Below are 22,206 nucleotides of genomic sequence, written 5' to 3'. Positions count from 1 at the left end.
GTTGCTGTAAGCGTATCACATCGCCCATAGTCCGCCCGGTTTCAAGGGGGCGCATGGGTCACCATGCCGAGGCGCCAATTGGGTGAGCATATCCGAGGGCCGACAAGATCGACGCTGTACATTGGTCGATTGCCTGAGGCCGCGCTTTCGCATAGACCGCTGAAAACATCTTTTTACAAAGAGACCGCACATGCGCCTGTCCCGCTATTTTCTGCCTGTCCTCAAGGAAAACCCTTCCGAAGCACAAATCGTCAGCCATCGGCTGATGCTGCGGGCCGGGATGATCAAGCAAGCTCAGGCCGGTATCTATTCGTGGCTGCCACTGGGCTACAAGGTGTTGAAGAACATCGAGAACATCGTTCACGAAGAACAGGTGCGCGCGGGTCACATCCCGATGTTGATGCCGACGCTGCAATCCGCCGATCTTTGGCGCGAGAGCGGGCGGTATGACGACTATGGCGAGGAAATGCTTCGCATTACCGACCGTCACGGGCGCGATATGCTCTATGGGCCGACCAACGAAGAACTGATTACTGACATTTTCCGCAGCCATGTCAGCAGTTACAAAGACCTGCCGATGACGCTCTATCACATCCAGTGGAAATTCCGTGACGAAATCCGTCCTCGGTTCGGCGTGATGCGTGGACGCGAATTCCTGATGAAGGATGGCTATAACTTTGACGTCACCAAGGAAGACGCGCTGCACGCTTACAACCGGCATTTGGTGACCTATCTGCGCAGCTACGAGCGGATGGGGTTGCAGGCGATTCCGATGCGCGCGGATGGCGGCCCAATTGGCGGAGATTATACGCACGAGTTTCTGGTGCTGGCCGACACCGGCGAATCCGAAGTGTTCTATGACAGCGAGATCACCGACCTGAAATTTGGCAATCGCGAAATCGACTATGACAATGTCGAGCAATGTCAGGCGGTTCTCGAAGAATTCACCGGTCGCTATGCGCGCACCGACGAAACACACGATGAGGCCCTGTTCAACGAGGTGCCCGAAGCGCGTCGCCGTAGCGCACGGGGCATCGAAGTGGGTCAGATTTTCTATTTCGGCACCAAATATTCAGAGGCTTTGGGCGCGACCGTGCAGAACGCCGAGGGCAAGTCAGTGCCGGTCCACATGGGCAGCCACGGCATTGGTGTCTCGCGCCTGTTGGGGGCCATCATCGAGGCCAGCCACGACGACAATGGTATTATCTGGCCGGAAGGCGTGACCCCGTTCCACTGTGGTATCGTGAACCTGAAGCAAGGCGACACCGAGGCCGATGCCGCCTGCGAGGCGCTGTATGCCGCGCTGACCGCAATCGGGCTTGAGCCGCTGTATGACGATCGCAAGGAACGGGCAGGGGGCAAATTCGCGACGATGGACCTGATCGGCCTGCCTTGGCGGATTACAGTCGGACCGCGCGGCCTCAAGAATGGTGTTGTCGAACTGACAAGCCGTCGCACGGGCGAAAGCGAAGAACTGAGCCCCGAGGCCGCAATCGAAAAGGTCGCGGCGATCTACGGCAAGACAATTCCCTCATGACTGACGCGCCCTCAATCTCGGTTATCACGGTCACGCGGAACCTGATTGAGGCGGGGCGGCAACAGACCATACTGGAAGTCATGGATTGCGTTCAGGGCCAAACGGCGACTGGGCTTGAGCATGTCATCTGGGATGGGGCGTCCAACGACGGCACGCAGGCGTTGATCGAGCAGAAGATCGAAGAGCTGCGCGCGGCTGGCGCCCCGGTTCCGGTCCGGTTTCACAGCGAGCCGGACAGCGGCCTGTATGACGCAATGAACAAAGCCGTGGATGCCAGCCGGGGCGACTATGTGATCTTTTTAAATTCGGACGATCTGATCGAACGTCAGGATTCGCTCGCGTTGGCGCAGCAACAACTGGCCAAGGAACATCCCGATTACGCGTATGGTCAAACAACATACGTGAACACGGATGGCAGTACGTTTCAGGCTCGGCGAATAACAACAAAGAGCATATTGCGCAGCATTCCGTTTTGCCACAATTCCACACTGATCCGTCGCGAGGTATTCCAGAAACTCGGCGGGCATGACCTCCAATTCAAGATCGTTGCGGATTACGACATGACCCTTCGGATTTTCATGCAGGGGTTAAAGGGCAGTGCCGTTCCAGTGCCCATCGCAGTGTTTCGCCGCGGGGGGCTGTCGGCCGATATTTTGGGCACAGGGTCCGAGGTGGCGCGGGTCTGGCGCAAGAACTACAGCCCATTTTTGGATCTGTCGGTTTATTCGGACGAGGAGTGTCTGAATTGGGTCAAGGTCGGACAACTGCCGCTGCATGTGTCCTGGGCAATCTATTGGGCAAATCTGAAGAAACCTGCCGTGCGTCGGGCCGCCCGGCACAGCTTTTTCAAGACGCTCTTGCGCCAGATGCAGCCGTGGCGCAGTTGGGATAACCTCTCAGAATAAGCTGATCAGCGCTGGATGTTGAGTGCCGATAAAGCGAGGGGCTCTATTCGGTTTCCCAGATGCCATACTCGCGCTGCATGAATCGAACGCACTCCACGTTCGCCTGCTGGCGATTCAATCCTTCGATCGTACTGTCGCAAAGCGCATCATCCATCGCATTGGCAAGTTCTCTGGGCATATATCCATTGTTGGCGAGAATTGGGATTCCATTGTGGGCGGCCATTCCCGAAAGCCAGATATCATCCACCATCCACAACTTCTCTGGAACGGAAAATACGTCAGATGAAAAGAAGCTCGGCCTAACCAAAACCCCGCCGCACCCTTCCATTATGTCGATATAGCCTGTGCGGCGATAGTTCCGCGTTCTATATGGCTTTGGGAGTTTTTGCCCCAGTCTGAACTCATGAATTTTCTGCTCTAACCGTTGGGCGCGGTACGATAGATCCCAGCGAGACGAGAGTTGGATGGCTCTCTTGGAAAATCTGGCGTCATATTTTGGGGCGAAACCCAAGTTCACAATGTCCCAACCGGAGTTGGCGATACAATGCTTGGGATGCTTATGTGCAGCATCGATCAAGTTTCTGGCCCATTTTTCGGATACTGTTCGGTCGTCATCACAGTAGATAATGGCTTCGTCCATGCTCCGGCAATCGTTGAGGGCTGGCAAGAGTTTGGTTGCGGGCCCAAGGTCATGCTCAACTTCGACGACCTTGACGCCTTCCGGAGTTATGGGCAGCGAAAAGCTGCCTTCTGGAAATCGCTTGTAGCTCTTGGGGATGTTGACGCGTATTTCCCGAATTTCGATATCCTGCTTTACCAAACTATCTAGCGTGGATTGCAAAAGGTCGAAACGCGGTGGAATCGAAGTAAGAGAAATCACAGTCAAGATGAGCGTCCACTCTTGCAGTTTCGGCTTAGACCTAGCGCAGAGTGTCGCTCATGTTCAACTGGATACTCCCACGTGGGCGTCTCTCGGCTTGACTACCGCCCCTTCAAGTGTATCCGTCCGGTAACGACTAGCAGGAGCCTTCATGGCCAAAACAACCGCCCCCTTTGCCCCTTTCGAATGGATGATCGCGTGGCGATATTTACGCGCCCGCCGGGCCGAAGGCGGGGTTAGCGTGATGACGTGGATCAGCCTGATCGGCATCACGCTCGCGGTCTTTGCGCTGATCGCGACGCTTTCGGTGCGTTCGGGGTTTCGCTCTGAATTTGTCGGCACCATTCTGGGCGCCAATGCCCATGTGACGGTCTATGACGTGGGTCGGGTAGGGCCGCAGGGGCAGCTTGATCGTACCATCTCTGACTACCAAGGCTGGGCCGAGCGTGTGGCAGAGGTGCCGGGCGTCACGCGGGTTGCGCCGTTGATCAAGGGGCAGGTTCTGATCAGCCTGCGCGACAGCAGCTCGGGGGCCGAAATCTACGGTATCGCCCGCGAAGACCTTGAATCCCTTCCCGGGATCGCTGACTCCGAACAATCGATGGGTGATATCACACGTCTGGACGAGGGCATTGCCATCGGGTCGGGCATTGCGCGTGCCATCGGGGCGAGCGTGGGCGACACGGTCAAGCTGACCTCGCCCAACGGGGTAAAGACCGCCTTTGGCACCAGCCCGCGGGTGAACGCCTATGAAGTCGTCTATGTGTTCTCGGCGGGTCGCTATGACATCGATCGGACCCGCGTTTACATGCCATTTACCGAAGCTCAGGCCTATTTCAACCGCGAGGGTGTTGCGGATGAACTGGAGGTGATGGTCGAGGAACCGGAAGCGGTGAATGCCCTGACCATCGATATCCTACGCGCTGCCGGTGATCGGGCTCAGGTCTGGACATGGCGCGACTCCGCAGGGGGCTTTCTGCGGGCGCTTGAGGTCGAGGACAACGTGATGTTCATCATCCTGTCGATCCTGGTTTTGATCGCGGCGATGAACATCGTCTCGGGGCTGATCATGCTGGTTAAGAACAAGGGGCGCGACATCGGCATCTTGCGCACTATCGGGCTGAGCGAAGGCTCGATCATGCGGGTTTTCTTTATTTGCGGTGCATTTACCGGGCTGATCGGCACGGCGATGGGTGTGATCTTGGGATGCCTGTTCGCGATCTATATCGACCCGCTGTTCTCCTTTGTGAATTATGTGATGGGCGGCGGCGTTTGGGACCCGTCGATCCGGGGTATCTATCGCCTGCCCGCGGAATTGAACCTGAGCGACGTGTTGTCGGCGGTCGGTTTGTCGCTGGGCTTGTCCTTTTTTGTCACGTTGTTCCCGGCACGCCGCGCTGCGCGGATGAACCCGGTTGAGGCGCTGCGCTATGAGTGATGCGGTTTTGCAGTTGGAAGGTCTGGTCAAGACCTACGGCGCCGGCTCGCCTGCCGAGATCAAGGTTTTGCAGGGGCTCGACCTGAGAGTAAACAAGGGAGAAACCGTCGCCTTGGTTGCGCCATCGGGGGCCGGTAAATCGACCCTCTTGCACATCGCCGGCCTGCTGGACGTCGCGGATACCGGGGTCGTACGGATTGGCGGAGCTGACCTTTCGGACAAATCGGACCGCGCCCGCACGGCGGCGCGACGTCAGGACATCGGTTTTGTCTATCAGTTTCACCATTTGCTTCCCGAATTCTCTGCATTGGAGAACATCGTGCTGCCTCAGTTGGCGAATGGGGTCGCAGATGCCGAGGCGAGGGATCGCGCCAAGCAATTGCTGGATCGTGTCGGGATTTCGGCCCGCGCAGGGCATCGCCCGGCAGCCATGTCAGGGGGGGAGCAACAACGTGTTGCGTTCTGTCGCGCACTGGCCAATGAACCGCGCCTTTTGTTGGCCGACGAACCCACGGGCAACCTTGACCCCGCAACATCCGACCAGGTGTTTGATGCGATGATGCAGTTGGTGGCCGAGACAGGCTTGGCTGCCATTATCGCCACACATAACATGGAATTGGCGGCGCGCATGGACAAGGTTCTCAGGCTCGAGAATGGCAAGCTGATCGACGCCTGAATTCAGGTCCGTTCCGGCAATCTCTGGCGCATGGTTACGCCCTTTGATCTGGATCATTGAGCATTGTGCGCCCTTGGGCAAACTAGAGGTGTGTCCACGGATCGGGCGCAACGACTGCCCTGAGATGAAAACCGGGAGATCGGGAAATGCGAATTGTTCAGTCATTCATAACCACGGCGCTGCTCACCTTTGGGGCGGCGGCATTCGCACAGGATTTTGAGAACGGAGAAGATTTGTACCTGCTGCATTGCGCGACCTGTCATGGTGTCGAGGCAAAGGGGCAGGGACCGATGGCCGGGATTCTCGTGATCAAGCCTGTGAACCTGACCGCACTGGAAGCGGAGAATGGTGACACCTTTCCGACCGAGCGCGTCATACGCCGTATTGACGGGCGCGATCCCCTGCTCAGCCATGGCAGCCCGATGCCGGTTTACGGGTTCTTTTTTGAAGGCGAGGATACGCCGTACAAGACGCCCAGTGGGCAGCCCATTCTGACGAGCCAGCCGATAGTTGACCTCATGGGATATTTGCAGTCCATTCAGATCAATTGAATGGAGACGACCGAATGCGGATTCTTCCCTGGTGTATCGCCCCAGCCGTGGCCCTGTTTGCGGCCTGCGCCCCTGACATCATGCCTCAACCTGATGAGGGGGCCGCGTTGTTTGCGGAGAATTGCAGTGTCTGTCACGGTCCTCGGGGAGAGGGCGGCAAGCAACTCGCGCGCGGCAAGGTTGCGCCGGACCTGACCCGCATTGCGTTCAGAAACGGTGGCGCTTTCCCTCAGGCACAGGTGCTTTCACAAATTGACGGCTATGGGCGGGGCAAGGCCAAGGACGTGATGCCCGCGTTCGGTTCTCTTTTGGAAGGCGAAACAGTGCCTGTTGATATAGATGGCACACTGACGCCAACACCTCGTCCGCTGGCTGCATTGCTCGCCTATCTCGAGAGTATCCAAGTGCCCTGATGGGCTTGGGGCCTGATTAATCGCGTTGCAGACTAGGAACAGATGCCCTCAAGCTCGGCACCACGCCACGGCAGATAGACATCACTTTCCCGCACCGTCGGCAGATCAGAGACCGGGAACGCGCCGCTTAGCATTGTGTGTAACCTTTTGGTGCGCGCGGCATCGGGCGCCAGCGCACGACAACAGACATATTCCTCGACAATCGCGCCCTGCTGCTCAAATCCATAGCTCAGGAAATCGGGCGCTTCGTCCAGATCAAAGAGATAGGGATCGTCAACGCTGCCATGCTCGGCAGCGGCGCGCATCGGCGAATAGCCTGTGCGGGCGCGATTCTGCCATTGCCAGACATGGGTCATCTCATGTGCAAGCAGCATCGATTCAACGAGATACAGGCGCTCGGGATAGTCACGCAGAAAGTCGTCCAGATACCAGTTTTTCACGAAATAGACACGATTGAACAAGGTGACGGCGGCAGGCTTGCTGGTTACGATTTCCTCTTTGATCGGAGGCATGATCCGTTCGCGGCAGGCGACGCGCGGGCGGGCCTTGCGGCGAAAGGTGACGGCGGCAACCGGGGCGCCTTTGACCAGACGAACGCGAGAGGTGTCGAGTTGTTCGCCCTGCAATCCCTGAATGAATGCCTCTTCGGTCTCGGTGAGGGGCCGACCGCAGGAACAGAGAAGAACTAGGATCAGAAACAGGCGCAGGATCATGGGCGGACGTTAGCCTGCCGATCAAGACTGCGGTAGAGGTGAGTCGCACGGCGGTGGTGGTTTTTTCCGTTCAGACGCTCATCGCCAGAACACGGCTGATTTCGGCCAACGAGCTCCCGGATTGATCCATCCATGTGTTGAACGCCTGCTGAACCGCGCGCATCGCGGTCTTTGACGTGGCTTGCTTGTCGATGACGCCTTCTGCGATCAGGCGGGCCGTTACATCGCGCGACAGGATGAAACTGTCACGCCCGCAAAACCGCATCGCATATTGACCGGTCATGCCACCCAGCCGCGAGCCTCGCGTTTTCATGAGTTCAAGCAGGCCGATATAATCAGAAGACGGCCAGCCACCAAACACTGCGCCCGGGCCACCCTGATCGCGCAATTCCATCAGAAACACAGCATTGTCGCGCACGGTCAAGATCTTGGGGCCATTCCTGACAATGTCACGATTTGCCAGCAGGGAATCCAGTTTGTCATCATCCATGAAGGCGCATTTGCCGACGTCGAACCCGTCAAAGGCGGCTTCAAATCCGTTCCATTTGTTTTCAATAACTTTCCAGTTGAACCCAGCTTGAAAGACACATTTGGTCAGGGTCGACAGCCAGCGGTCCTCAGGCACCTGCGCAAGCTGTTCGATCGTCGCGGGTTTGGTCAGTTGATCGTTCAGGGCATCCGCACCACCATGACGTTTGGCTGCAATCGAGTGAATTTCGTCAAAATGGCGCATGGATCACCTCTCCCGGAATTGACCGGATCATGGCAGATGGAAGGCGGTAATACCAAGCGTGGCTGTCAATGCTATGGGGCATAAAAGGTGGCCGTTGCCGTCGAGATCAGCTTGCCGCTGCTCTCTTCCGTCATGTCGGCTTCGGCAAATATCAGCGCGCGCCCGGCCCGAACCACACGTGCATCGCACAGGATCGCGGTGCCGACGCCGGGGCGCAGAAACCGCGTGTGCAGATCGGTCGTGGCAAACGGCTTGAGTTTTTGAGCGTGTGCAATCGTGGCGAGAGCCATCGTGGTATCTGCCAGCGCCGCAAGCGCCTGTCCGGAAACAATTCCCCCGACCCGCGAAAGATGCTCGCCCAATGGCATCCGCACCTGGGTGCGTTCTGGATCGAATGCCAGAACGGTCAGGTCAAGCGCCTGAACCCAGGGCGCAAAATTCTCGCGCAGGATGGTTTGCGCATCTTCGGGTGTCATGCGCTGCGGGCTCCTTTTGCACGCCAAAGGTGTGCGTTTGATGTCCGTTTGGCCCGGACCTTGTGCAGACCCATCAGCCACATGGCATCAGTGCTCCGCGGGACTGGATGACCCGCCCTGCCAGTGCCGCAGCATCGACAACGGCTTGATCTATCGACTTTCCCGACAGGATGGACGCGAGGTAGCCCGCGTTGAAGGAATCGCCGGCGGCCGTTGTATCCACGACCTTGGGGGCGGCGACGGGCGACACGCGGCTGATGTTTCCATGATCCGAGATGATGATCTCTCCCGGCCCGTTCTTGACGACCACGGTTTTCACACCGGCCTGCGTGTATCGCGCAAGCGTTGCCTCGGGATCGGCATCGCCAAACCATGTCGCCTCGTCCTCATGCGAGGGCAGGACTGTATCGCTGACCTCTGCCGCAGCCATGATGCTGGCCGTCATCACGTCAGCGGACTCCCAAAGGCGCGGGCGCAAGTTGGGATCGAACACCACTGTTCCGCCGTCCGCTCGGTATGCGTTCAAGGTGTCGAGCAGGCGCGTACGGTCTGTGTCGGATAGAATGGCGAGGGTGATCCCGGAGAAGAATGCGATTTGCGCCCCGTTCAGTGCACTCACCAGATGTGCTGTATCGCTGGCCAGATTGCGCGCAGCACTTTGACCACGCCAATAGCTAAAGCTGCGTTCGCCCTCTTGCAGCTGGATCATGTAGAGGCCGACGGTCAGACCGGGCAGGCGCAGGACAGGGTCGGTGCCAATCCCTGCATCCTCCAGAAACGCGATCATCTGATCCGAGATTGCGTCCTGTCCGACGGCGCTCAGATAATCAATCTGATGATCCTCGCCAAGAAGCTGGCGCAGATACCAGGCTGTGTTCATGGTGTCTCCGGCAAAGCCGATCTGATACGACCCTTCGACGCTGGACGGCGCAAGCTCAACCATGCACTCGCCGATGGAAACAATTCGGGTCATTTCGTATTCTCCGTGAACTATTCATGACAGTTTATCTGAACCACTTCTATTAGGATGAGAATGCGTGACAAGTGTGGGTACTTGCAACGCCGAGGTTCACGGCAGCGTTTGAATACGATGTATCTGAGATTTGGCGTCGTGGATCAGGTCCCAGATCCGGCGCGCAGAACGTTTCTTAAAGCTGAACGTCTGCCGCATGAAACTGATTCTTGTCTTCCATGGCCCACAAAGATGCTGTTTTCGCCCGCGCGGCAAAAGCGAACTGCAAGCGGATGCGTGCTTCACTGCCGCGGTCCGATGCCTTTATCTGATCAGAGGCTCGTATTCAGGGACGAGGGTGCTGCCATCTTCCAGACTGGCCTTTACTACATAGACCGCGCCAAGTTGCCGGTTCACGGCAAAGAACGTCAGCCTGTCGCCGTCGATTTCGGGCGCCTTGATCACAGCAAAGTCGGGGGCGTCATAATTTGACAACTGGAACGTGCCTTCAACCCAGTCGGCGTTGGGATCTTCGGATGCGAGGCGCTGTTTGTACCAGTCGGCAAAGGCGCTCGGGTCCTCTATCACCGCATAGGTCTGTTCGTGCGCCAGATGATTCAATGCCTGGGCGCATAGAAGCGCGTTGGCCGAGTCTTTCAAACCGGGCGCCAGTTCCAGCATCGTCTGTGGGTCGCCTGCTTCGGTCCCATCCACGATCACAACGGCCGCACCCTCGTCATCGAACGAAAGCAATATCTGCGGATCCTGAGCCATTCTGCGTCCTCTTTCTTATATCGTTTCGTCGCGGATGATCATCCGGTTTTGTCCCAAAGCGTATCGACCCATTTGCGGTCTTCAGGCGTGAGTTTCCCGCCCGGTTCCTTCTTTTTCCAGAGCCTGAGTTCGCCGGTGGTCGGATCGGGCATGGCGACAAAAAACGTATGGGTGCGTTCGTCGCCCCAATTGGTATCTGCAACCATCACCTGCGGGCTCCCCAGATCATTGGCAAGTTCGCCCAACATGCTGTCGTTCGTAGACTTTTCGTAAGCTTCTTCCAACTTGGCCAGTTTCTTGCGGAATTCATCTGCCACCGCCAACTGCTCGTCGCGCAGCTTGTCAGCCAGATCCGTCGCTGAGACCGTTGCGCCTTTCTTCTCCTGCTCAAGCTTCCATGCGTCGGCTCTTTCTTGAGGTGTCTTTTGGTCAGCCTTCCATTTGTCGGCGGCACGGCGCGCGCGCTTTTTGTCGAATTCCTTGGCTGTCCGCGCGACTGCGGCAAGTATCCCTGCGGGTTTCAGATCTGTCGTGGGTCGCTCGGTCTTGGCGGCCTTGGTGAGTTCGTCACGCATAGCATCTTCGGACTCGTTCGCCAGCATTTCGTTGATCTTCTTGTCATACATATACACGGCGCGCTCGGCTGACAGGGTGGTGTCTGAAATGGTCTTGCCGGGACCGATGACCTTTTGCTGGATGTTCGTAGCGGTATCTGTGGGCGTCGGCCCGTGTAAATCCTGCATCGAATGTTCACCCGGACGGCATTGTGCCGTGGGCAGAGCGTTGAAGGAATGGATGCCTTCGGTCCCGATATTGATGAACTGGTCCGGAGACCCCGACACCATATCCACCAGGCCGGTAAGGACCTCCTTGGTGCGGACCCCTTCGTTTGGTGGTGCGTTGGGGTTGGGGATGGCGGCGACGACTTGGGTTGTCTGGGGGGTGCCGCCGAACAAGGCTTTGGTTGGGTCGAGCTCCATCCCCCCCGAGGACAATTCCCATGGTTTGTATTTGCCCGGGCAGACCGCATTGATGAAGGCATCAGATTTGATATGCGCGATGATCGCCTTACCCTCCGTAGAGGTTTTGCTGAGTGACAGCGCCTTGAGCGCGGAGGCTGTCATCTCGGTGATGAATTGTTCCTTGGTCGTGATTGGTTTGCCCCGAGGGGCACCAAAGGCATCGACGGGTTGAATGCGATAGCGACCCTTGGACGAGGACCCATCGCTGGAATCGGTGATTTCGGATGTCGGATCATACAGAAAACTGAAATCTGCGCCGATGCCCATTGTCAGTTGGGATTTCGCTGTCTGTTTCTTGAGTGCGTCGGTGCCTGCGACCGTATCAATGACCTTGCCCAGACCGTTGGGGGCGAGCAGGTTCTTGCGCAGCGCCTTGCGCTCCCGGCTTCCGGTTTGGGTGGCGGCGGCAGAGGCAATGCTGAATTCCCAGCTTTGGATCAACGGATTGCCGCCATCGTTCAACTTGGTGACGGCCGGAACTTTTTGACCGGTCGCCGAAGTGAACGTGCCCTTTTCGGCGATCTCGGCAAACCCCTTCAGAGCCTCTTCGGGTTTTTCAAGCCGCAATCTGCGGGCAGGGGCCGTGGTAAAGCAGGAGCCGACAGGGCCTTGATCCATCGGCGTGAAAAAGGCGGAAAGTGCGGCTTGGCGGGTGTCCTTGTCGGTCAGCGGCGGGCTGACGCCTAAAGTTTCGCAAACAAGACCGGTTCCGGCCTGACCCGTGGGGGCCTTGATCCCGTTTACTACGTTGGCGCAGGCGTTTTGCGTCGCGGTGTTCTTAAGCGCTTTCTGGGTTTCAAAGGCATGCAGCGCCAGTGCAGGAGTGGCGTTCTTGAGGATGTCCGGATTGTAAATCATATCAGCGACGGCGTTCTTGGCCTTGTCCGACGTTGGGTCAAACGTACCGTTGGATGCCAACATTGCGCCGCCGAGAGCCTTGCTTCGCTCAGTGGCAAGCTCGGAGAAGGTTCCAGGCAGCGGGCCGAGCGTGCCAGTCTCGAACTGGCGTCCGGATTTTAGATAACTGTCCAACCCGGTGTAAAAGCCCGCCCCGATATGATCGCCGGATTTGAGCAGGCTTTGCGCGTAGGTCCGGGCCTTGTCCTCGCTCATCGATTTGCCGCCAGACTTGAAACCCTGAGCCGCCAGATTGCAGATCGGGCTGAGCACATTCGCGATCTTGTCAGGGTCCTTGGAGCGTTGGGCGAGGTCGACCGCGCTGTCGGCCAGCAGTGCGTCTTTCTGATAGGCCGCAATCAGTTTTTCGGCAGAACTATCCTTGAACGGTCTCCCGGCATCGGGGGCAAGAGGACCAAATGCCAAAGACTGAGACAGTTTTTCCTTGGCGATAATCGCGTTTTTGATCTTGCTCGCGGCTTTCTCTGCCCTGAGCGCCAAACGGTAATCCGCCACCGCGGCCTTGACGGCGAGTTCTTTCGCCGCGATCTGCTTTGCATCGCCTTCCGGCAGGGCCTTGGCCTTATGCCATTCAGAGGTCGCCGTCGACTGTTCCCTGAGGGCCTTCGCAATATCGTCATTGACCTTGGCGACCCGCTCTGGTGTCACCGGTTGCGGACCGATGATCGTGTCGAAATTCGCGAAACATTCGCGCGCCTTGGCGGCAGCCTTGGGGCTCTTGGTGGCAAGGGCGCTGATCTTCTCAGCGTCGCGAATCAGCAATGCCAGCGCATCACGCGCGCGCTGTGCCTTGGCGAAATCATCGGGTGCGGGCCAATTATCGGCCATGGCCGCGGTCACCCGGTCGCGCTCGGTTTTCATGGCTTTTTGCTCGGTCGGGTTCGCACCGGTGGGGTCCACCAGCAACGCGAGCGCATCCAGAATCTTGGTCTTGTCGCCGGCGATTGCCAGTTTTGCTTGGGCGATCTCGGGTTTCAGGGCAATCAAAGCCTTGATGGCGGCGGTGCTCTCTTTCGCGGTTGTCTTGCTGATCGGATCGGTGGATTTGTCCAGGATCGCCTTGACGCGAGTATCATCGGCCGGAAGCACCTTGATTTCGTCCTGAAACTCTTTGACCGCCTGCGCATGTTCGGCGATCAGCACCGGGCCAAGTTGGGTTGCTTCTTCGCCAAGCGTCTTCAGCGTGTCCATGGCTGCGGGCATATCCGCGGCGGTCGCGGGCTTTGAAGGGCCAGACGCCCGCGACGCAATGGATTGTATCCTTGCGTCGTCGCCCGGCAGACCTGTCATTATGACATTGAGTTGATCGACCGCTTGTGCGTGCTCGGATGAGATCGTCCGCCCAAGTTCTTCGGCAAGCGGGATAAGCGGTGCCAGATCCTGCGCGGCCCCATCAAAATCACCGGCGTTCTTTTTTGTCATCGGTCCGGCGGCGCGGCCGCCCAATTCCTTGACCCGAGGATCCTTGCCCGGCAACGCCGACATCGCATCTTTAAAGGCCTGCTCGACCTTCAGATAGCGTTCATAGGCTGCTGTGGTTTTCTTGTTTTGCTTGCCGGTGAACCAGCCCTTGAGGATAAACCGATCAAGGAATGCGATCTGCTGGGTGGTAAGTTCCGCGCCGGCCATATGAACCTTGTCCTCTTTGTTCGCCAGAGATCGCCCCGGCAAGATCAATTAAATTTTACAAATACTTGTCTGCTGCGCCAAACATGAAACCTGATGGGGGACTGCAAACGTGGATACAACCCTGCGCTGAACCTAGAGCGGAAAACCATGATCTGACAACTGTTATTGCGTTTGACCTCCTGGGTGACGCAATCGGGCTGCCTTTCGAGCGAAGCGTGCAGGCGAGCAGGATCGATGTTCGCGCTGCTGCATGGGTCGGCTAACGTGTCAATTTGATCTGTTGTTGGTGAACGTAAGGGCTGGTCTTGACCCACCCAAACGGTCTAGAGCGTGCCGTGTTCCGAACCCAGCATACTTTGAAACCGATTTTGCGAGACGCGAGTGCCCATCGAGATCCACATGAAATCCCCGCAATGGGCCGAGCTTGACCTCGATGCGCTTGCGGAGACTGCGGGACGGATGACACTGGATTATCTGGGGTTCGACGCTGATATCGTTTCACTGGCCATACTTGCGACCGATGACGCAGAGATCGCAGAGTTGAATGCCGAGTTCCGGGAAAAGCCGGTGCCGACAAATGTTCTCAGCTGGCCTGCGAATGACCTGGCTCCGACCACAGCGGGAGGGCAGCCGGAGTTGCCGCAGCCGGATGTTTTCGGAGATATCGAGCTTGGCGACATCGCGATTTCATTTGATACCTGCTCCCGCGAGGCCAATGCCGCAGGGAAACGCATGAGTGATCATGTCACACACCTGATCGTTCATGGAGTGTTGCATCTTCTTGGTTATGACCACATCCGTGACCCGGATGCCACCTTGATGCAGGCGCGAGAAGTCGCGATACTTGCCAAACTGGGTATAGATGACCCTTATTGGGATATGGGCGGGGCGTAAGGGCCCCCATTTGGATAGGATCAATGGACGACACAGACGGCAGTTCTAGCGCGGCGCAGCGCGCGCAGCCAGAGAACGATACGACATCCGCTACAGCACGGGACGTCGAAGAACACGAAGGGGCCGAACGCCCCGGTTTGCTCGGACGTATCATCGAGGCATTTTCGCCCGCCGAGGAGTCATCGCCGTCAGAGGTGAACGGCAAGGCCGTCGAGACGCGTGGCATGATCAACCTGCGGCGCATGCGGGTCGAGGATGTTGCGATCCCAACCGCGGAAATCGTAGCCATCGCCAATACCACCACCAAGGAAGAGTTGGTCCAGCAGTTTCGCGAAAGCGGCATGACCCGAATACCGGTCTACGAAGGCACGCTGGATACGCCGCTGGGCTTTGTCCACCTCAAGGATTTCGCACTCAGCCATGGTTTCAACGGTGAAACCTCTGATTTTGATCTGGTGTCGATGCTGCGCCCGCTCTTGTTCGTGCCGCCCTCGATGCCGATTGGCGTGTTGCTGGCGAAAATGCAGACCGAGCGCCGCCACATGGCGCTGGTGATCGATGAATATGGCGGCGTCGACGGATTGCTCACCATCGAGGACCTGATTGAACAAGTGGTCGGTGAAATCGAAGACGAACATGATACCGACGAGGATCGCCCCTGGGTCGAGGAAAAACCCGGTTGCTATGTGGCGTTGGCCAAGACACCGCTGGCCGAGTTCGAAGCCGAGATCGGCCAATCCCTGACAGATCACGACGAAGTCGATGAAGAGGAAATCGACACACTCGGCGGGTTGGTGTTCATGTTGTCCGGGCGTGTGCCTGCGCGGGGCGAGGTGGTGCCTCATCCGGAAGGGCCGGAATTCGAAGTCATTGATGCCGATCCGCGCCGGATCAAGCGCCTGCGGATTCGGTTGCCCGAGTCCGCCGCATGATCTCACCGCCCGTCGGGCTGTTGTTTCGGATGGTACTGGCGGCCTGTTTCGGGGCGCTGGCCGCTCTGGGGCTTGCTCCCTACGGTTTCTGGCCAATCACTCTGGTCGCGCTCGCGCTTGTACCTTGGCTGTTGCAGGGCATCGACAGCCCTCGCCGCGCGGCATGGATCGGATGGGCGTTCGCCACCGGCTATTTCGCCCATGCGCTGATCTGGATCGTCGAACCGTTTCTGGTAGATGTTGCTCGGCACGGGTGGATGGCGCCCTTTGCTCTGGTGTTTCTGTCTGGTGGTCTGGCCCTGTTCTGGGCGCTGGCGTTCTGGCTGGCGACGCGAATGGCAAAGACACCGGCTATGCGGATATGGCTGCTGATCACAGCGCTCTCACTGGCCGAATTTGCGCGGGCTTATGTGCTGACCGGGTTTCCCTGGGCGGGGCTGGCCCAGATTTGGGTTGGGACGGATGTTGCCCTCTGGTTGGCATGGATCGGGCCGCAGGGACTTGGCGTTTTGACTCTGATCGTTTCGTTACTGCCGGGATATGCGCTGGCTTCAGGAGAAACTACGCGGGTGCGGCTGATGTGCGGAGTGCCGCTCTTGGCCTTGCTGCTGGTGGGCTTTGCACTGGCGCAGGCCGTGCCAGAAACCCATCCGGCGACCGGAACGGTCCGGATCATCCAGCCCAACGCGCCGCAGCATCAAAAATGGGACCCGGAGATGATGCCGGTGTTCTTTGAACGGCAGATCGGTTTCACCGTCGAGGCGCCACAACCCGATCTGATCGTATGGCCAGAAACCGCAGTTCCTGTTCTGCTGCGCTATGCCGGGCCAGCATTTGAGCAAATGTCGGTGGCGGCTGCCGGAACCCCGATGGCGGTAGGAATCCAGCGCACCGATGGTGCGCGTGCCTACAATTCTTTGGCCCATCTGGATGGCAACGGAGAGGTCGCGGCAGTTTATGACAAGCATCATCTCGTGCCGTTTGGCGAGTATTTTCCGGGGGGCGATTTCGCCGCCCGTCTGGGTCTGCGCGGGTTTGCGGCGCAGGAGGGTGATGGGTACAGCGCCGGGCCGGGACCGGTACTTCTGGATTTTGGGGAACTGGGCAAGGCTCTGCCCTTGATCTGCTACGAGGCGGTTTTTCCCGATGACGTTTCCGGAGCGGCGGGCCGTGCGGCGTTTCTGTTGCAAGTTACCAATGATGCCTGGTTTGGACAGTATGTTGGCCCATACCAGCATCTGGCACAGGCGCAGATGCGGGCCGTTGAGCAAGGATTACCGATGGTTCGTGCGGCAAACACCGGGGTGTCGGCGATGATCGACCCCTGGGGGCGGATCACCGACAGCCTGCCTTTGGGCGAGGCGGGGTATGTCGATGCGCCGCTTCCTGCACCACTGCCCAGCACGCTTTACGCACGCAGCGGAGACTCGCCGGTGTTGTGCTTGCTGCTGCTCGGATTGATCTTACCAATTGGTCTGCGGCGAAAATAAAAATGGTCAAGGCAATTGACCTTGCTCGCTTGCAGCCTTAACTCGGCTGAAACCTGTCACAACGGCTTCCTGGCGTGGCGGTATGAACTCAATGGAGCGCTATTCATGTCCCGCAATAACTACACGTTCACTTCGGAATCCGTTTCCGAGGGTCACCCCGACAAGGTCTGTGACCGAATTTCTGATGCCATTCTGGATGCTCTGCTGGCAGAGGAACCCGAGGCGCGGGTGGCGGCCGAGACCTTTGCCACCACCAATCGCGTCGTGATCGGGGGGGAGATCGGACTGAGCGATCAGGGCAAGCTGAATGACTATATGGGCCGCATCGACGGTATCGCCCGCGAATGTATCCGCGACATCGGTTATGAGCAGGACAAGTTTCACTATGCGACTTGTGAAATCACCAATCTGCTGCACGAACAGTCGGCGCATATCGCGCAGGGCGTAGATGCGTCTGGCAACAAGGACGAGGGCGCTGGCGATCAGGGCATCATGTTCGGCTTTGCCACAAACGAGACATCCGCATTGATGCCGGCACCGATCCAGTATGCCCATGCAATCCTGCGGCGTCTGGCAGAGGTCCGCAAGGACGGCACCGAGCCGACACTTGGGCCGGATGCAAAAAGCCAGCTGTCGGTGATCTATGAAGGCGGTCGCCCGGTCGGTGTACGCTCGCTCGTGCTGAGCACTCAGCATTTGGACGAGACGCTGAACAGCGAAGATATCCGCGCGATCGTCGAGCCTTATATCACCGAGGTGTTGCCGAACGGCTGGCTGACGGATCAGACCGAATGGCATGTGAACCCGACCGGGAAATTCGTGATTGGCGGACCCGATGGTGATGCCGGGTTGACCGGGCGCAAGATCATCGTGGACACCTATGGCGGTGCCGCGCCACATGGCGGAGGCGCGTTTTCCGGCAAGGATCCGACCAAGGTGGATCGGTCTGCGGCCTATGCGGCGCGGTATCTGGCTAAGAATATCGTCGCCGCTGGCCTCGCGGATCGCGCAACCTTGCAGCTGAGCTACGCGATCGGGGTGTCTCGTCCGCTGTCGATCTATGTGGATACACATGGCACCGGACAAGCCGATAATGCGCAGATCGAGAAGGCCGTGGGGCAGGTGATGGACCTTACCCCTCGGGGTATTCGCGAGCATTTGCAGCTGAACAAGCCCATCTACCAACGCACCGCCGCATACGGACATTTCGGGCGCGACCCCGAAGCGGATGGCGGTTTCAGCTGGGAGAAAACCGATCTAGTGGACGCGCTGAAAGCGGCGATCTGATCGGTCAGATAGGCGAGCAGCCAAATGGGGGAAGGGATGAGGGGCGTTGCCCCTCAAACTCCCCAGAGTATTTGCGTAAAGATGAACCCTGCCCGATTCGGATATCGCTTCATGCCTGCACGAAATCTTATGGCGGAACCGATTGCGATCGGCGGGCCACCGGGCTAGACCGCGCGCCATGACAGATCCTATCCGTCCACATCGCAATTTCTATGGTCGCCTCAAGGGCAAAACGCTGAAAAAGAGTCAGCGGGCCTATCTTGACGAGGACCTTGTGGCCCTGTCGCCGGGTGCTGTTGGCTGGGACGAGAATCCGGAACGGCGCGCGCTCGACCTTGAGGCATTGTTTGGCGGGCGACAGGTCTGGCTCGAAATCGGGTTTGGCGGTGGCGAGCATCTAGTGCATCAAGCGCAAGCCAATCCCGACATTGGGATCATCGGGGCCGAGCCTTACATCAACGGTGTTGCCATGCTGCTTGGCAAAATACGCCGTGCGGGCGTAACAAACCTGGCCGTGCATCCGGGCGATGCACGTGATTTGATGGATGTGCTGCCCAAGGGCGCGATTGACCGGGCGTTCCTGCTTTATCCTGATCCATGGCCCAAGGCGCGGCATCATCGCCGCCGGTTTGTCACGCGGGAACATCTTGAGCCTTTGCATCATGTACTGGCACCCGGAGCGATTCTGCGTGTGGCCACCGATATACCGGACTACGCGCGGCAAACACTGGAAGAGGTGCCAAAGGCCGGGTTCGAGTGGCTGGCAGAACGCCCCGAGGATTGGCGCGCGCCTTGGGATGATTGGATCTCGACACGCTATGAGCAGAAGGCGCTGCGCGAAGGGCGCACTCCGCATTACCTGACCTTCCGACGCATTTGACGCGATTTGTTCGGGCGCCTGATCACAGGTTGTGGACGCTCTTGCGGGCATCGGTTAAAGCGAATGCCGATGACTTGAGGAGAGGCACGATATGTCCAGCCATGGCACCCCGATTCCGATGAAGTCCGCACCCTGCGGGGCGCTGAACGGCGTGGCCGACGTGCCGGGAGACAAATCGATTTCACACCGTTCGCTGATACTGGGCGCGATGGCTGTGGGCGAGACGCGCATCACCGGTCTGCTTGAGGGAGAGGATGTGCTGGACACCGCCAAGGCGATGCGCGCCTTTGGGGCAGAGGTGGCGCGTGACGACGATGGCACATGGCATGTGCATGGCGTCGGTGTCGGGGGCTTTGCCGAACCGGATCAGGTCATCGACTGCGGTAATTCCGGCACCGGTGTGCGGTTGATCATGGGCTGTATGGCAACCTCACCAATCAGCGCGACGTTTACAGGCGATGCCAGCCTAAACGGACGTCCTATGGCGCGGGTGACCGACCCGCTGGAGCTGTTTGGCACCCGCGCGGTCGGGCGGTCTGGTGGGCGTTTGCCAATGACTATTGTTGGCGCGAAAGATCCGGTCCCGGTGCGTTACGAGGTGCCAGTTCCCTCAGCACAGGTGAAGTCAGCGGTATTGCTGGCAGGGTTGAATGCGCCGGGTCAGACGATTGTCATCGAAAAGGAGGCTACGCGTGATCATTCAGAGCGTATGCTGGCCGGATTCGGAGCGGAAATCACCACCGAGGAGACCGACGAAGGCCGCATGATCACACTGACTGGTCGACCCGAGCTGAAACCGCAGACAATCGCGGTGCCGCGAGATCCGTCAAGCGCGGCCTTTCCGGTTTGTGCCGCGCTGATCGTACCGGGCTCGGATGTTCTGGTTCCGGGGATTGGGCTGAACCCGACACGCGCAGGGCTCTACACCACCTTGCGAGAGATGGGAGCCGACCTGACCTATGAGAACGAGCGTGAAGAGGGGGGCGAGCCTGTCGCCGATCTGCGCGCTCGGTTTTCACCCGATATGAAAGGCATTGATGTGCCACCCGCCCGTGCCGCAAGCATGATTGACGAATACCCGGTTTTGTCGGTGGTTGCGTCATTCGCCAGCGGGGTCACCATGATGCGCGGGGTGCGCGAACTGCGCGTCAAGGAAAGCGACCGGATCGATGCGATGGCGACCGGGTTGCGTGCCAATGGTGTCGATGTCGAGGACGGCGAGGACTGGTGGTCGGTCACAGGTCATGGCCCCGGTACGGTCAAAGGCGGCGCGACTTGTGTCAGCCATCTTGACCACCGCATCGCGATGTCGTTCATGGTGATGGGGATGGCGACACAGCAACCGGTATCCGTGGATGATGGCGGCCCGATTGCAACGTCCTTCCCGATTTTCGAACCGTTGATGCAGCGCCTCGGGGCGTCCTTGTCCCGGATAGAAGAGTAGAGGCTGCGATGCGCCGCGCCTGGATCGCGCTTGCTGGTTTTGCCGGTCTGGCACTGGTCTGTTTTGTTTTGATGACAGTCTGGACAAAGCCAGAGATCACTGCTGGTGCCAAGGGCGCGGCGATGTTCGATCTGCGCGATGACGGGTATGATTACGACACGGCAAAGGCCTATCTGGCCGACCTGACCGAACCGGCGCGCCGTCTTTATCTGAGCCCGCAACGTATTCTGGACACGCTTTTTCCGATTGGTTTGGCTGGTTGTCTCGCCTTGGGGATTTATCTTGGCCTGCGTCGTAATTTCGGCCGGTGGGCTCTGGTCGGTGCGCTGTTGCCATCCGCCTATTTCTATGCGGACATGCTCGAGAACGGGGCGGTTGCGGGCATGCTGCGATCGCCAATTCTGACGCCGGAAGACGTTGAGCTAGCCAGCACCTATACGGTTCTGAAATTCCAACTCTTCGAGGCATCGGTCCTGCTGTTGTTGCTGTGTATCATCGGACAGGTCGTCAGGTGGAGCCTGAACCGATTCAGAGGGATGCAATGATGTTCACAGTTGCAATTGATGGGCCTGCTGCCGCAGGCAAGGGCACGATCAGCAAGGCAGTGGCCGCGCATTTCGGGTTTGATCATCTTGATACCGGATTACTGTATCGTGCCGTGGGCGCGCGGGTTCTGGACGGGGCCGATGCAACCGAAGCAGCGCTTGCTTTGTCTCCCGAGGATCTTGAGGCAAGCAATCTTCGCAGCGCCGAGGTGGCGCAAATGGCCAGTCAGGTCGCGGTGATCTCCGAAGTGCGGGCTGCACTGGTCACCTTCCAGCGCGAATTCGCCCGGCGACCGGGCGGTGCTGTGCTCGACGGGCGCGACATTGGTACGGTGATCTGCCCCGCGGCTGATCTCAAATTCTTTGTCACAGCTCGGCCCGAGATCCGCGCCCGCCGACGGTATGACGAATTGCGGGAAAAGGGCGAGGAGACCAGCCTGGATACGGTTCTGGCTGACGTGAAGGCACGTGACGACCGCGATATGAACCGTGCCGACGCGCCGTTGAAGCCCGCCACCGACGCCGTGCTCATCGACACCTCGGATCTGAGCATCGAGGATGCTGTCGACAAGGTTGCGCGGCTGATACGCGACCAGTTGCCGCCATCTGTTTGAGCCCGTCAAGGTCGGGAATTCCTCGGTCAGGGATTCCGGACTGACGCCGCGCCGCTGCGCCGGCTAGTGTGCTCTGGAAGGGTCTGATTGATTTAGAGACCCGGGATCACACCAAGTTTTGCATGAGGTTCCAGATGGATACGTTTGTTTTCAAGACCACCACGACCAACGCTGCCGGTTATCACAAGATCGACGACATTCCCGGGGAAAGCCGGTTTGACCCGGATGCTGTCTGGGGCAGCGACAGCGCAACGCCTGAGGCTATGCATGTCGACCCGGTGATCCCCGGCGGTACGGCTGATATGGACGCGCTGACGATGCCGCGGGTGCTCGGGCGGATCGACCCTGTGGACGGGTTCGAGGATCCGCTGTTTGGATTGCAAGACCCTTTGATTGGTTTCGAAGATCCGCTCTTTGGCTGAAGAGCGATCGGCTCGCGCGGTTATCTCCTCCCGCCGCGCGGGCCAATACCCTAGCCGTTGCGAAATGGCAGGGGGCGTCAT

The 22,206-nt window shown here is 58.6% G+C and carries 22 protein-coding genes and 1 riboswitch; of the genes, 15 read left to right on the top strand and 7 right to left on the bottom strand.

The genetic code is table 11. The features are described from left to right. The first annotated feature begins 190 nt into the window (after positions 1–190). Together proS and ABJO75_RS13020 are read left to right on the top strand one after the other, a co-directional pair. Positions 191–1,537 carry a proline--tRNA ligase gene (gene proS, locus ABJO75_RS13025; protein ID WP_348135637.1) on the top strand — a complete coding sequence of 449 codons (1,347 nt, stop codon included), beginning with the start codon at positions 191–193 and terminating at the stop codon, positions 1,535–1,537. Beyond that, positions 1,534–2,442 (top strand): glycosyltransferase family 2 protein, encoded by a 909-nt coding sequence (locus ABJO75_RS13020; protein ID WP_348135638.1) that lies wholly within the window; start codon positions 1,534–1,536, stop codon positions 2,440–2,442. Before proS ends, ABJO75_RS13020 begins: the two co-directional genes overlap by 4 nt. Before the next feature lie 43 nt (positions 2,443–2,485). Here ABJO75_RS13020 and ABJO75_RS13015 read toward each other — a convergent pair whose 3' ends face one another. Then, positions 2,486–3,328, bottom strand: coding sequence for a glycosyltransferase family 2 protein (locus tag ABJO75_RS13015; protein WP_348135639.1), 843 nt, complete (start codon positions 3,326–3,328; stop codon positions 2,486–2,488). 145 nt (positions 3,329–3,473) lie between these two features. Between ABJO75_RS13015 and ABJO75_RS13010 the strand changes: the two genes are divergently transcribed. The 4 genes from ABJO75_RS13010 (at position 3,474) to ABJO75_RS12995 (ending at position 6,400) form a co-directional block, all read left to right on the top strand. After that, positions 3,474–4,760 (top strand): lipoprotein-releasing ABC transporter permease subunit, encoded by a 1,287-nt coding sequence (locus tag ABJO75_RS13010; protein WP_348135640.1) that lies wholly within the window; start codon positions 3,474–3,476, stop codon positions 4,758–4,760. Beyond that, on the top strand, positions 4,753–5,436 hold the full coding sequence (locus ABJO75_RS13005; protein WP_348135641.1) for an ABC transporter ATP-binding protein: 684 nt from the start codon (positions 4,753–4,755) through the stop codon (positions 5,434–5,436). Before ABJO75_RS13010 ends, ABJO75_RS13005 begins: the two co-directional genes overlap by 8 nt. Positions 5,437–5,582: 146 nt before the next feature. Beyond that, complete coding sequence (locus ABJO75_RS13000) at positions 5,583–5,987, top strand: cytochrome c (RefSeq protein ID WP_348135642.1); 405 nt, start codon at positions 5,583–5,585, stop codon at positions 5,985–5,987. A gap of 14 nt (positions 5,988–6,001) precedes the next feature. Further along, positions 6,002–6,400, top strand: coding sequence for a cytochrome c (locus tag ABJO75_RS12995; RefSeq protein ID WP_348135643.1), 399 nt, complete (start codon positions 6,002–6,004; stop codon positions 6,398–6,400). A 32-nt stretch (positions 6,401–6,432) separates the two neighbouring features. On the opposite strand, the gene ABJO75_RS12990 is transcribed toward ABJO75_RS12995, so the two are convergent. From ABJO75_RS12990 to ABJO75_RS12965, 6 genes are all read right to left on the bottom strand, one after another. After that, positions 6,433–7,113, bottom strand: coding sequence for a hypothetical protein (locus tag ABJO75_RS12990; protein WP_348135644.1), 681 nt, complete (start codon positions 7,111–7,113; stop codon positions 6,433–6,435). Positions 7,114–7,183: 70 nt separating this feature from the next. Then, a complete protein-coding gene (locus ABJO75_RS12985) occupies positions 7,184–7,846 on the bottom strand; it encodes a DNA-3-methyladenine glycosylase I (protein WP_348135645.1) in 663 nt (220 codons plus the stop codon). Positions 7,847–7,917: 71 nt separating this feature from the next. Further along, positions 7,918–8,322 carry a PaaI family thioesterase gene (locus ABJO75_RS12980; RefSeq protein WP_348135646.1) on the bottom strand — a complete coding sequence of 135 codons (405 nt, stop codon included), beginning with the start codon at positions 8,320–8,322 and terminating at the stop codon, positions 7,918–7,920. Positions 8,323–8,395: 73 nt separating this feature from the next. After that, on the bottom strand, positions 8,396–9,295 hold the full coding sequence (locus ABJO75_RS12975; RefSeq protein ID WP_348135648.1) for a sugar kinase: 900 nt from the start codon (positions 9,293–9,295) through the stop codon (positions 8,396–8,398). A 303-nt stretch (positions 9,296–9,598) separates the two neighbouring features. Beyond that, a complete protein-coding gene (locus tag ABJO75_RS12970) occupies positions 9,599–10,048 on the bottom strand; it encodes a hypothetical protein (protein WP_348135649.1) in 450 nt (149 codons plus the stop codon). A gap of 38 nt (positions 10,049–10,086) precedes the next feature. Then, entirely contained in the window at positions 10,087–13,617 is a 3,531-nt protein-coding gene (locus ABJO75_RS12965) for a hypothetical protein (RefSeq protein WP_348135650.1), read from the bottom strand. 399 nt (positions 13,618–14,016) lie between these two features. Between ABJO75_RS12965 and ybeY the strand changes: the two genes are divergently transcribed. From ybeY to ABJO75_RS12920, 9 genes are all read left to right on the top strand, one after another. Further along, positions 14,017–14,511, top strand: a complete 495-nt coding sequence (ybeY, locus tag ABJO75_RS12960; RefSeq protein WP_348135651.1) for an rRNA maturation RNase YbeY — start codon at positions 14,017–14,019, stop codon at positions 14,509–14,511. A gap of 23 nt (positions 14,512–14,534) precedes the next feature. After that, positions 14,535–15,443: a hemolysin family protein gene (locus ABJO75_RS12955; RefSeq protein ID WP_348135652.1), complete on the top strand. Its 909-nt coding sequence runs from the start codon at positions 14,535–14,537 to the stop codon at positions 15,441–15,443. After that, positions 15,440–16,933, top strand: a complete 1,494-nt coding sequence (lnt, locus tag ABJO75_RS12950; protein ID WP_348135654.1) for an apolipoprotein N-acyltransferase — start codon at positions 15,440–15,442, stop codon at positions 16,931–16,933. Before ABJO75_RS12955 ends, lnt begins: the two co-directional genes overlap by 4 nt. A gap of 50 nt (positions 16,934–16,983) precedes the next feature. Next, a riboswitch (SAM-SAH riboswitch) is annotated at positions 16,984–17,032 on the top strand. A 6-nt stretch (positions 17,033–17,038) separates the two neighbouring features. Then, positions 17,039–18,220, top strand: a complete 1,182-nt coding sequence (gene metK, locus ABJO75_RS12945; protein WP_348135655.1) for a methionine adenosyltransferase — start codon at positions 17,039–17,041, stop codon at positions 18,218–18,220. A 178-nt stretch (positions 18,221–18,398) separates the two neighbouring features. Further along, the gene (gene trmB / locus ABJO75_RS12940; RefSeq protein ID WP_348135657.1) at positions 18,399–19,100 is read left to right on the top strand and encodes a tRNA (guanosine(46)-N7)-methyltransferase TrmB; all 702 of its coding nucleotides are present in this window, start codon (positions 18,399–18,401) and stop codon (positions 19,098–19,100) included. A 91-nt stretch (positions 19,101–19,191) separates the two neighbouring features. Beyond that, on the top strand, positions 19,192–20,544 hold the full coding sequence (aroA, locus tag ABJO75_RS12935) for a 3-phosphoshikimate 1-carboxyvinyltransferase (protein ID WP_348135658.1): 1,353 nt from the start codon (positions 19,192–19,194) through the stop codon (positions 20,542–20,544). An 8-nt stretch (positions 20,545–20,552) separates the two neighbouring features. Continuing rightward, complete coding sequence (locus ABJO75_RS12930) at positions 20,553–21,089, top strand: hypothetical protein (RefSeq protein WP_348135659.1); 537 nt, start codon at positions 20,553–20,555, stop codon at positions 21,087–21,089. Next, entirely contained in the window at positions 21,086–21,703 is a 618-nt protein-coding gene (gene cmk, locus ABJO75_RS12925) for a (d)CMP kinase (protein WP_348135661.1), read from the top strand. The genes ABJO75_RS12930 and cmk overlap by 4 nt, the downstream gene beginning before the upstream one ends. Positions 21,704–21,837: 134 nt before the next feature. Beyond that, on the top strand, positions 21,838–22,125 hold the full coding sequence (locus tag ABJO75_RS12920) for a hypothetical protein (protein ID WP_348135662.1): 288 nt from the start codon (positions 21,838–21,840) through the stop codon (positions 22,123–22,125). Positions 22,126–22,206 lie beyond the last annotated feature (81 nt).

The organism is Sedimentitalea sp., from assembly GCF_039973035.1.
In the GTDB taxonomy this organism is placed as follows: Bacteria; Pseudomonadota; Alphaproteobacteria; order Rhodobacterales; family Rhodobacteraceae; genus Sedimentitalea.
The sequence above is the reverse complement of the archived record's forward strand: the minus strand, read 5'-3'. Positions and strand labels throughout refer to the sequence as shown.

What these genes read in the sequence shown, in the direction of transcription:
- ABJO75_RS13000 (WP_348135642.1), top strand. Translation starts at nt 5,583, where the DNA reads ATGCGAATTGTTCAGTCATTCATAACCACGGCGCTGCTCACCTTTGGG.
- proS (WP_348135637.1), top strand. Translation starts at nt 191, where the DNA reads ATGCGCCTGTCCCGCTATTTTCTGCCTGTCCTCAAGGAAAACCCTTCC.
- ABJO75_RS12990 (WP_348135644.1), bottom strand. Translation starts at nt 7,113, where the DNA reads ATGATCCTGCGCCTGTTTCTGATCCTAGTTCTTCTCTGTTCCTGCGGT.
- ABJO75_RS13005 (WP_348135641.1), top strand. Translation starts at nt 4,753, where the DNA reads ATGAGTGATGCGGTTTTGCAGTTGGAAGGTCTGGTCAAGACCTACGGC.
- ABJO75_RS12920 (WP_348135662.1), top strand. Translation starts at nt 21,838, where the DNA reads ATGGATACGTTTGTTTTCAAGACCACCACGACCAACGCTGCCGGTTAT.
- aroA (WP_348135658.1), top strand. Translation starts at nt 19,192, where the DNA reads ATGTCCAGCCATGGCACCCCGATTCCGATGAAGTCCGCACCCTGCGGG.
- ABJO75_RS12930 (WP_348135659.1), top strand. Translation starts at nt 20,553, where the DNA reads ATGCGCCGCGCCTGGATCGCGCTTGCTGGTTTTGCCGGTCTGGCACTG.
- ABJO75_RS12985 (WP_348135645.1), bottom strand. Translation starts at nt 7,846, where the DNA reads ATGCGCCATTTTGACGAAATTCACTCGATTGCAGCCAAACGTCATGGT.
- ABJO75_RS12995 (WP_348135643.1), top strand. Translation starts at nt 6,002, where the DNA reads ATGCGGATTCTTCCCTGGTGTATCGCCCCAGCCGTGGCCCTGTTTGCG.
- metK (WP_348135655.1), top strand. Translation starts at nt 17,039, where the DNA reads ATGTCCCGCAATAACTACACGTTCACTTCGGAATCCGTTTCCGAGGGT.
- cmk (WP_348135661.1), top strand. Translation starts at nt 21,086, where the DNA reads ATGATGTTCACAGTTGCAATTGATGGGCCTGCTGCCGCAGGCAAGGGC.
- ABJO75_RS12975 (WP_348135648.1), bottom strand. Translation starts at nt 9,295, where the DNA reads ATGACCCGAATTGTTTCCATCGGCGAGTGCATGGTTGAGCTTGCGCCG.
- ABJO75_RS13010 (WP_348135640.1), top strand. Translation starts at nt 3,474, where the DNA reads ATGGCCAAAACAACCGCCCCCTTTGCCCCTTTCGAATGGATGATCGCG.
- trmB (WP_348135657.1), top strand. Translation starts at nt 18,399, where the DNA reads ATGACAGATCCTATCCGTCCACATCGCAATTTCTATGGTCGCCTCAAG.
- ABJO75_RS12955 (WP_348135652.1), top strand. Translation starts at nt 14,535, where the DNA reads ATGGACGACACAGACGGCAGTTCTAGCGCGGCGCAGCGCGCGCAGCCA.
- ABJO75_RS12980 (WP_348135646.1), bottom strand. Translation starts at nt 8,322, where the DNA reads ATGACACCCGAAGATGCGCAAACCATCCTGCGCGAGAATTTTGCGCCC.
- ybeY (WP_348135651.1), top strand. Translation starts at nt 14,017, where the DNA reads ATGAAATCCCCGCAATGGGCCGAGCTTGACCTCGATGCGCTTGCGGAG.
- ABJO75_RS12970 (WP_348135649.1), bottom strand. Translation starts at nt 10,048, where the DNA reads ATGGCTCAGGATCCGCAGATATTGCTTTCGTTCGATGACGAGGGTGCG.
- ABJO75_RS13020 (WP_348135638.1), top strand. Translation starts at nt 1,534, where the DNA reads ATGACTGACGCGCCCTCAATCTCGGTTATCACGGTCACGCGGAACCTG.
- lnt (WP_348135654.1), top strand. Translation starts at nt 15,440, where the DNA reads ATGATCTCACCGCCCGTCGGGCTGTTGTTTCGGATGGTACTGGCGGCC.
- ABJO75_RS12965 (WP_348135650.1), bottom strand. Translation starts at nt 13,617, where the DNA reads ATGGCCGGCGCGGAACTTACCACCCAGCAGATCGCATTCCTTGATCGG.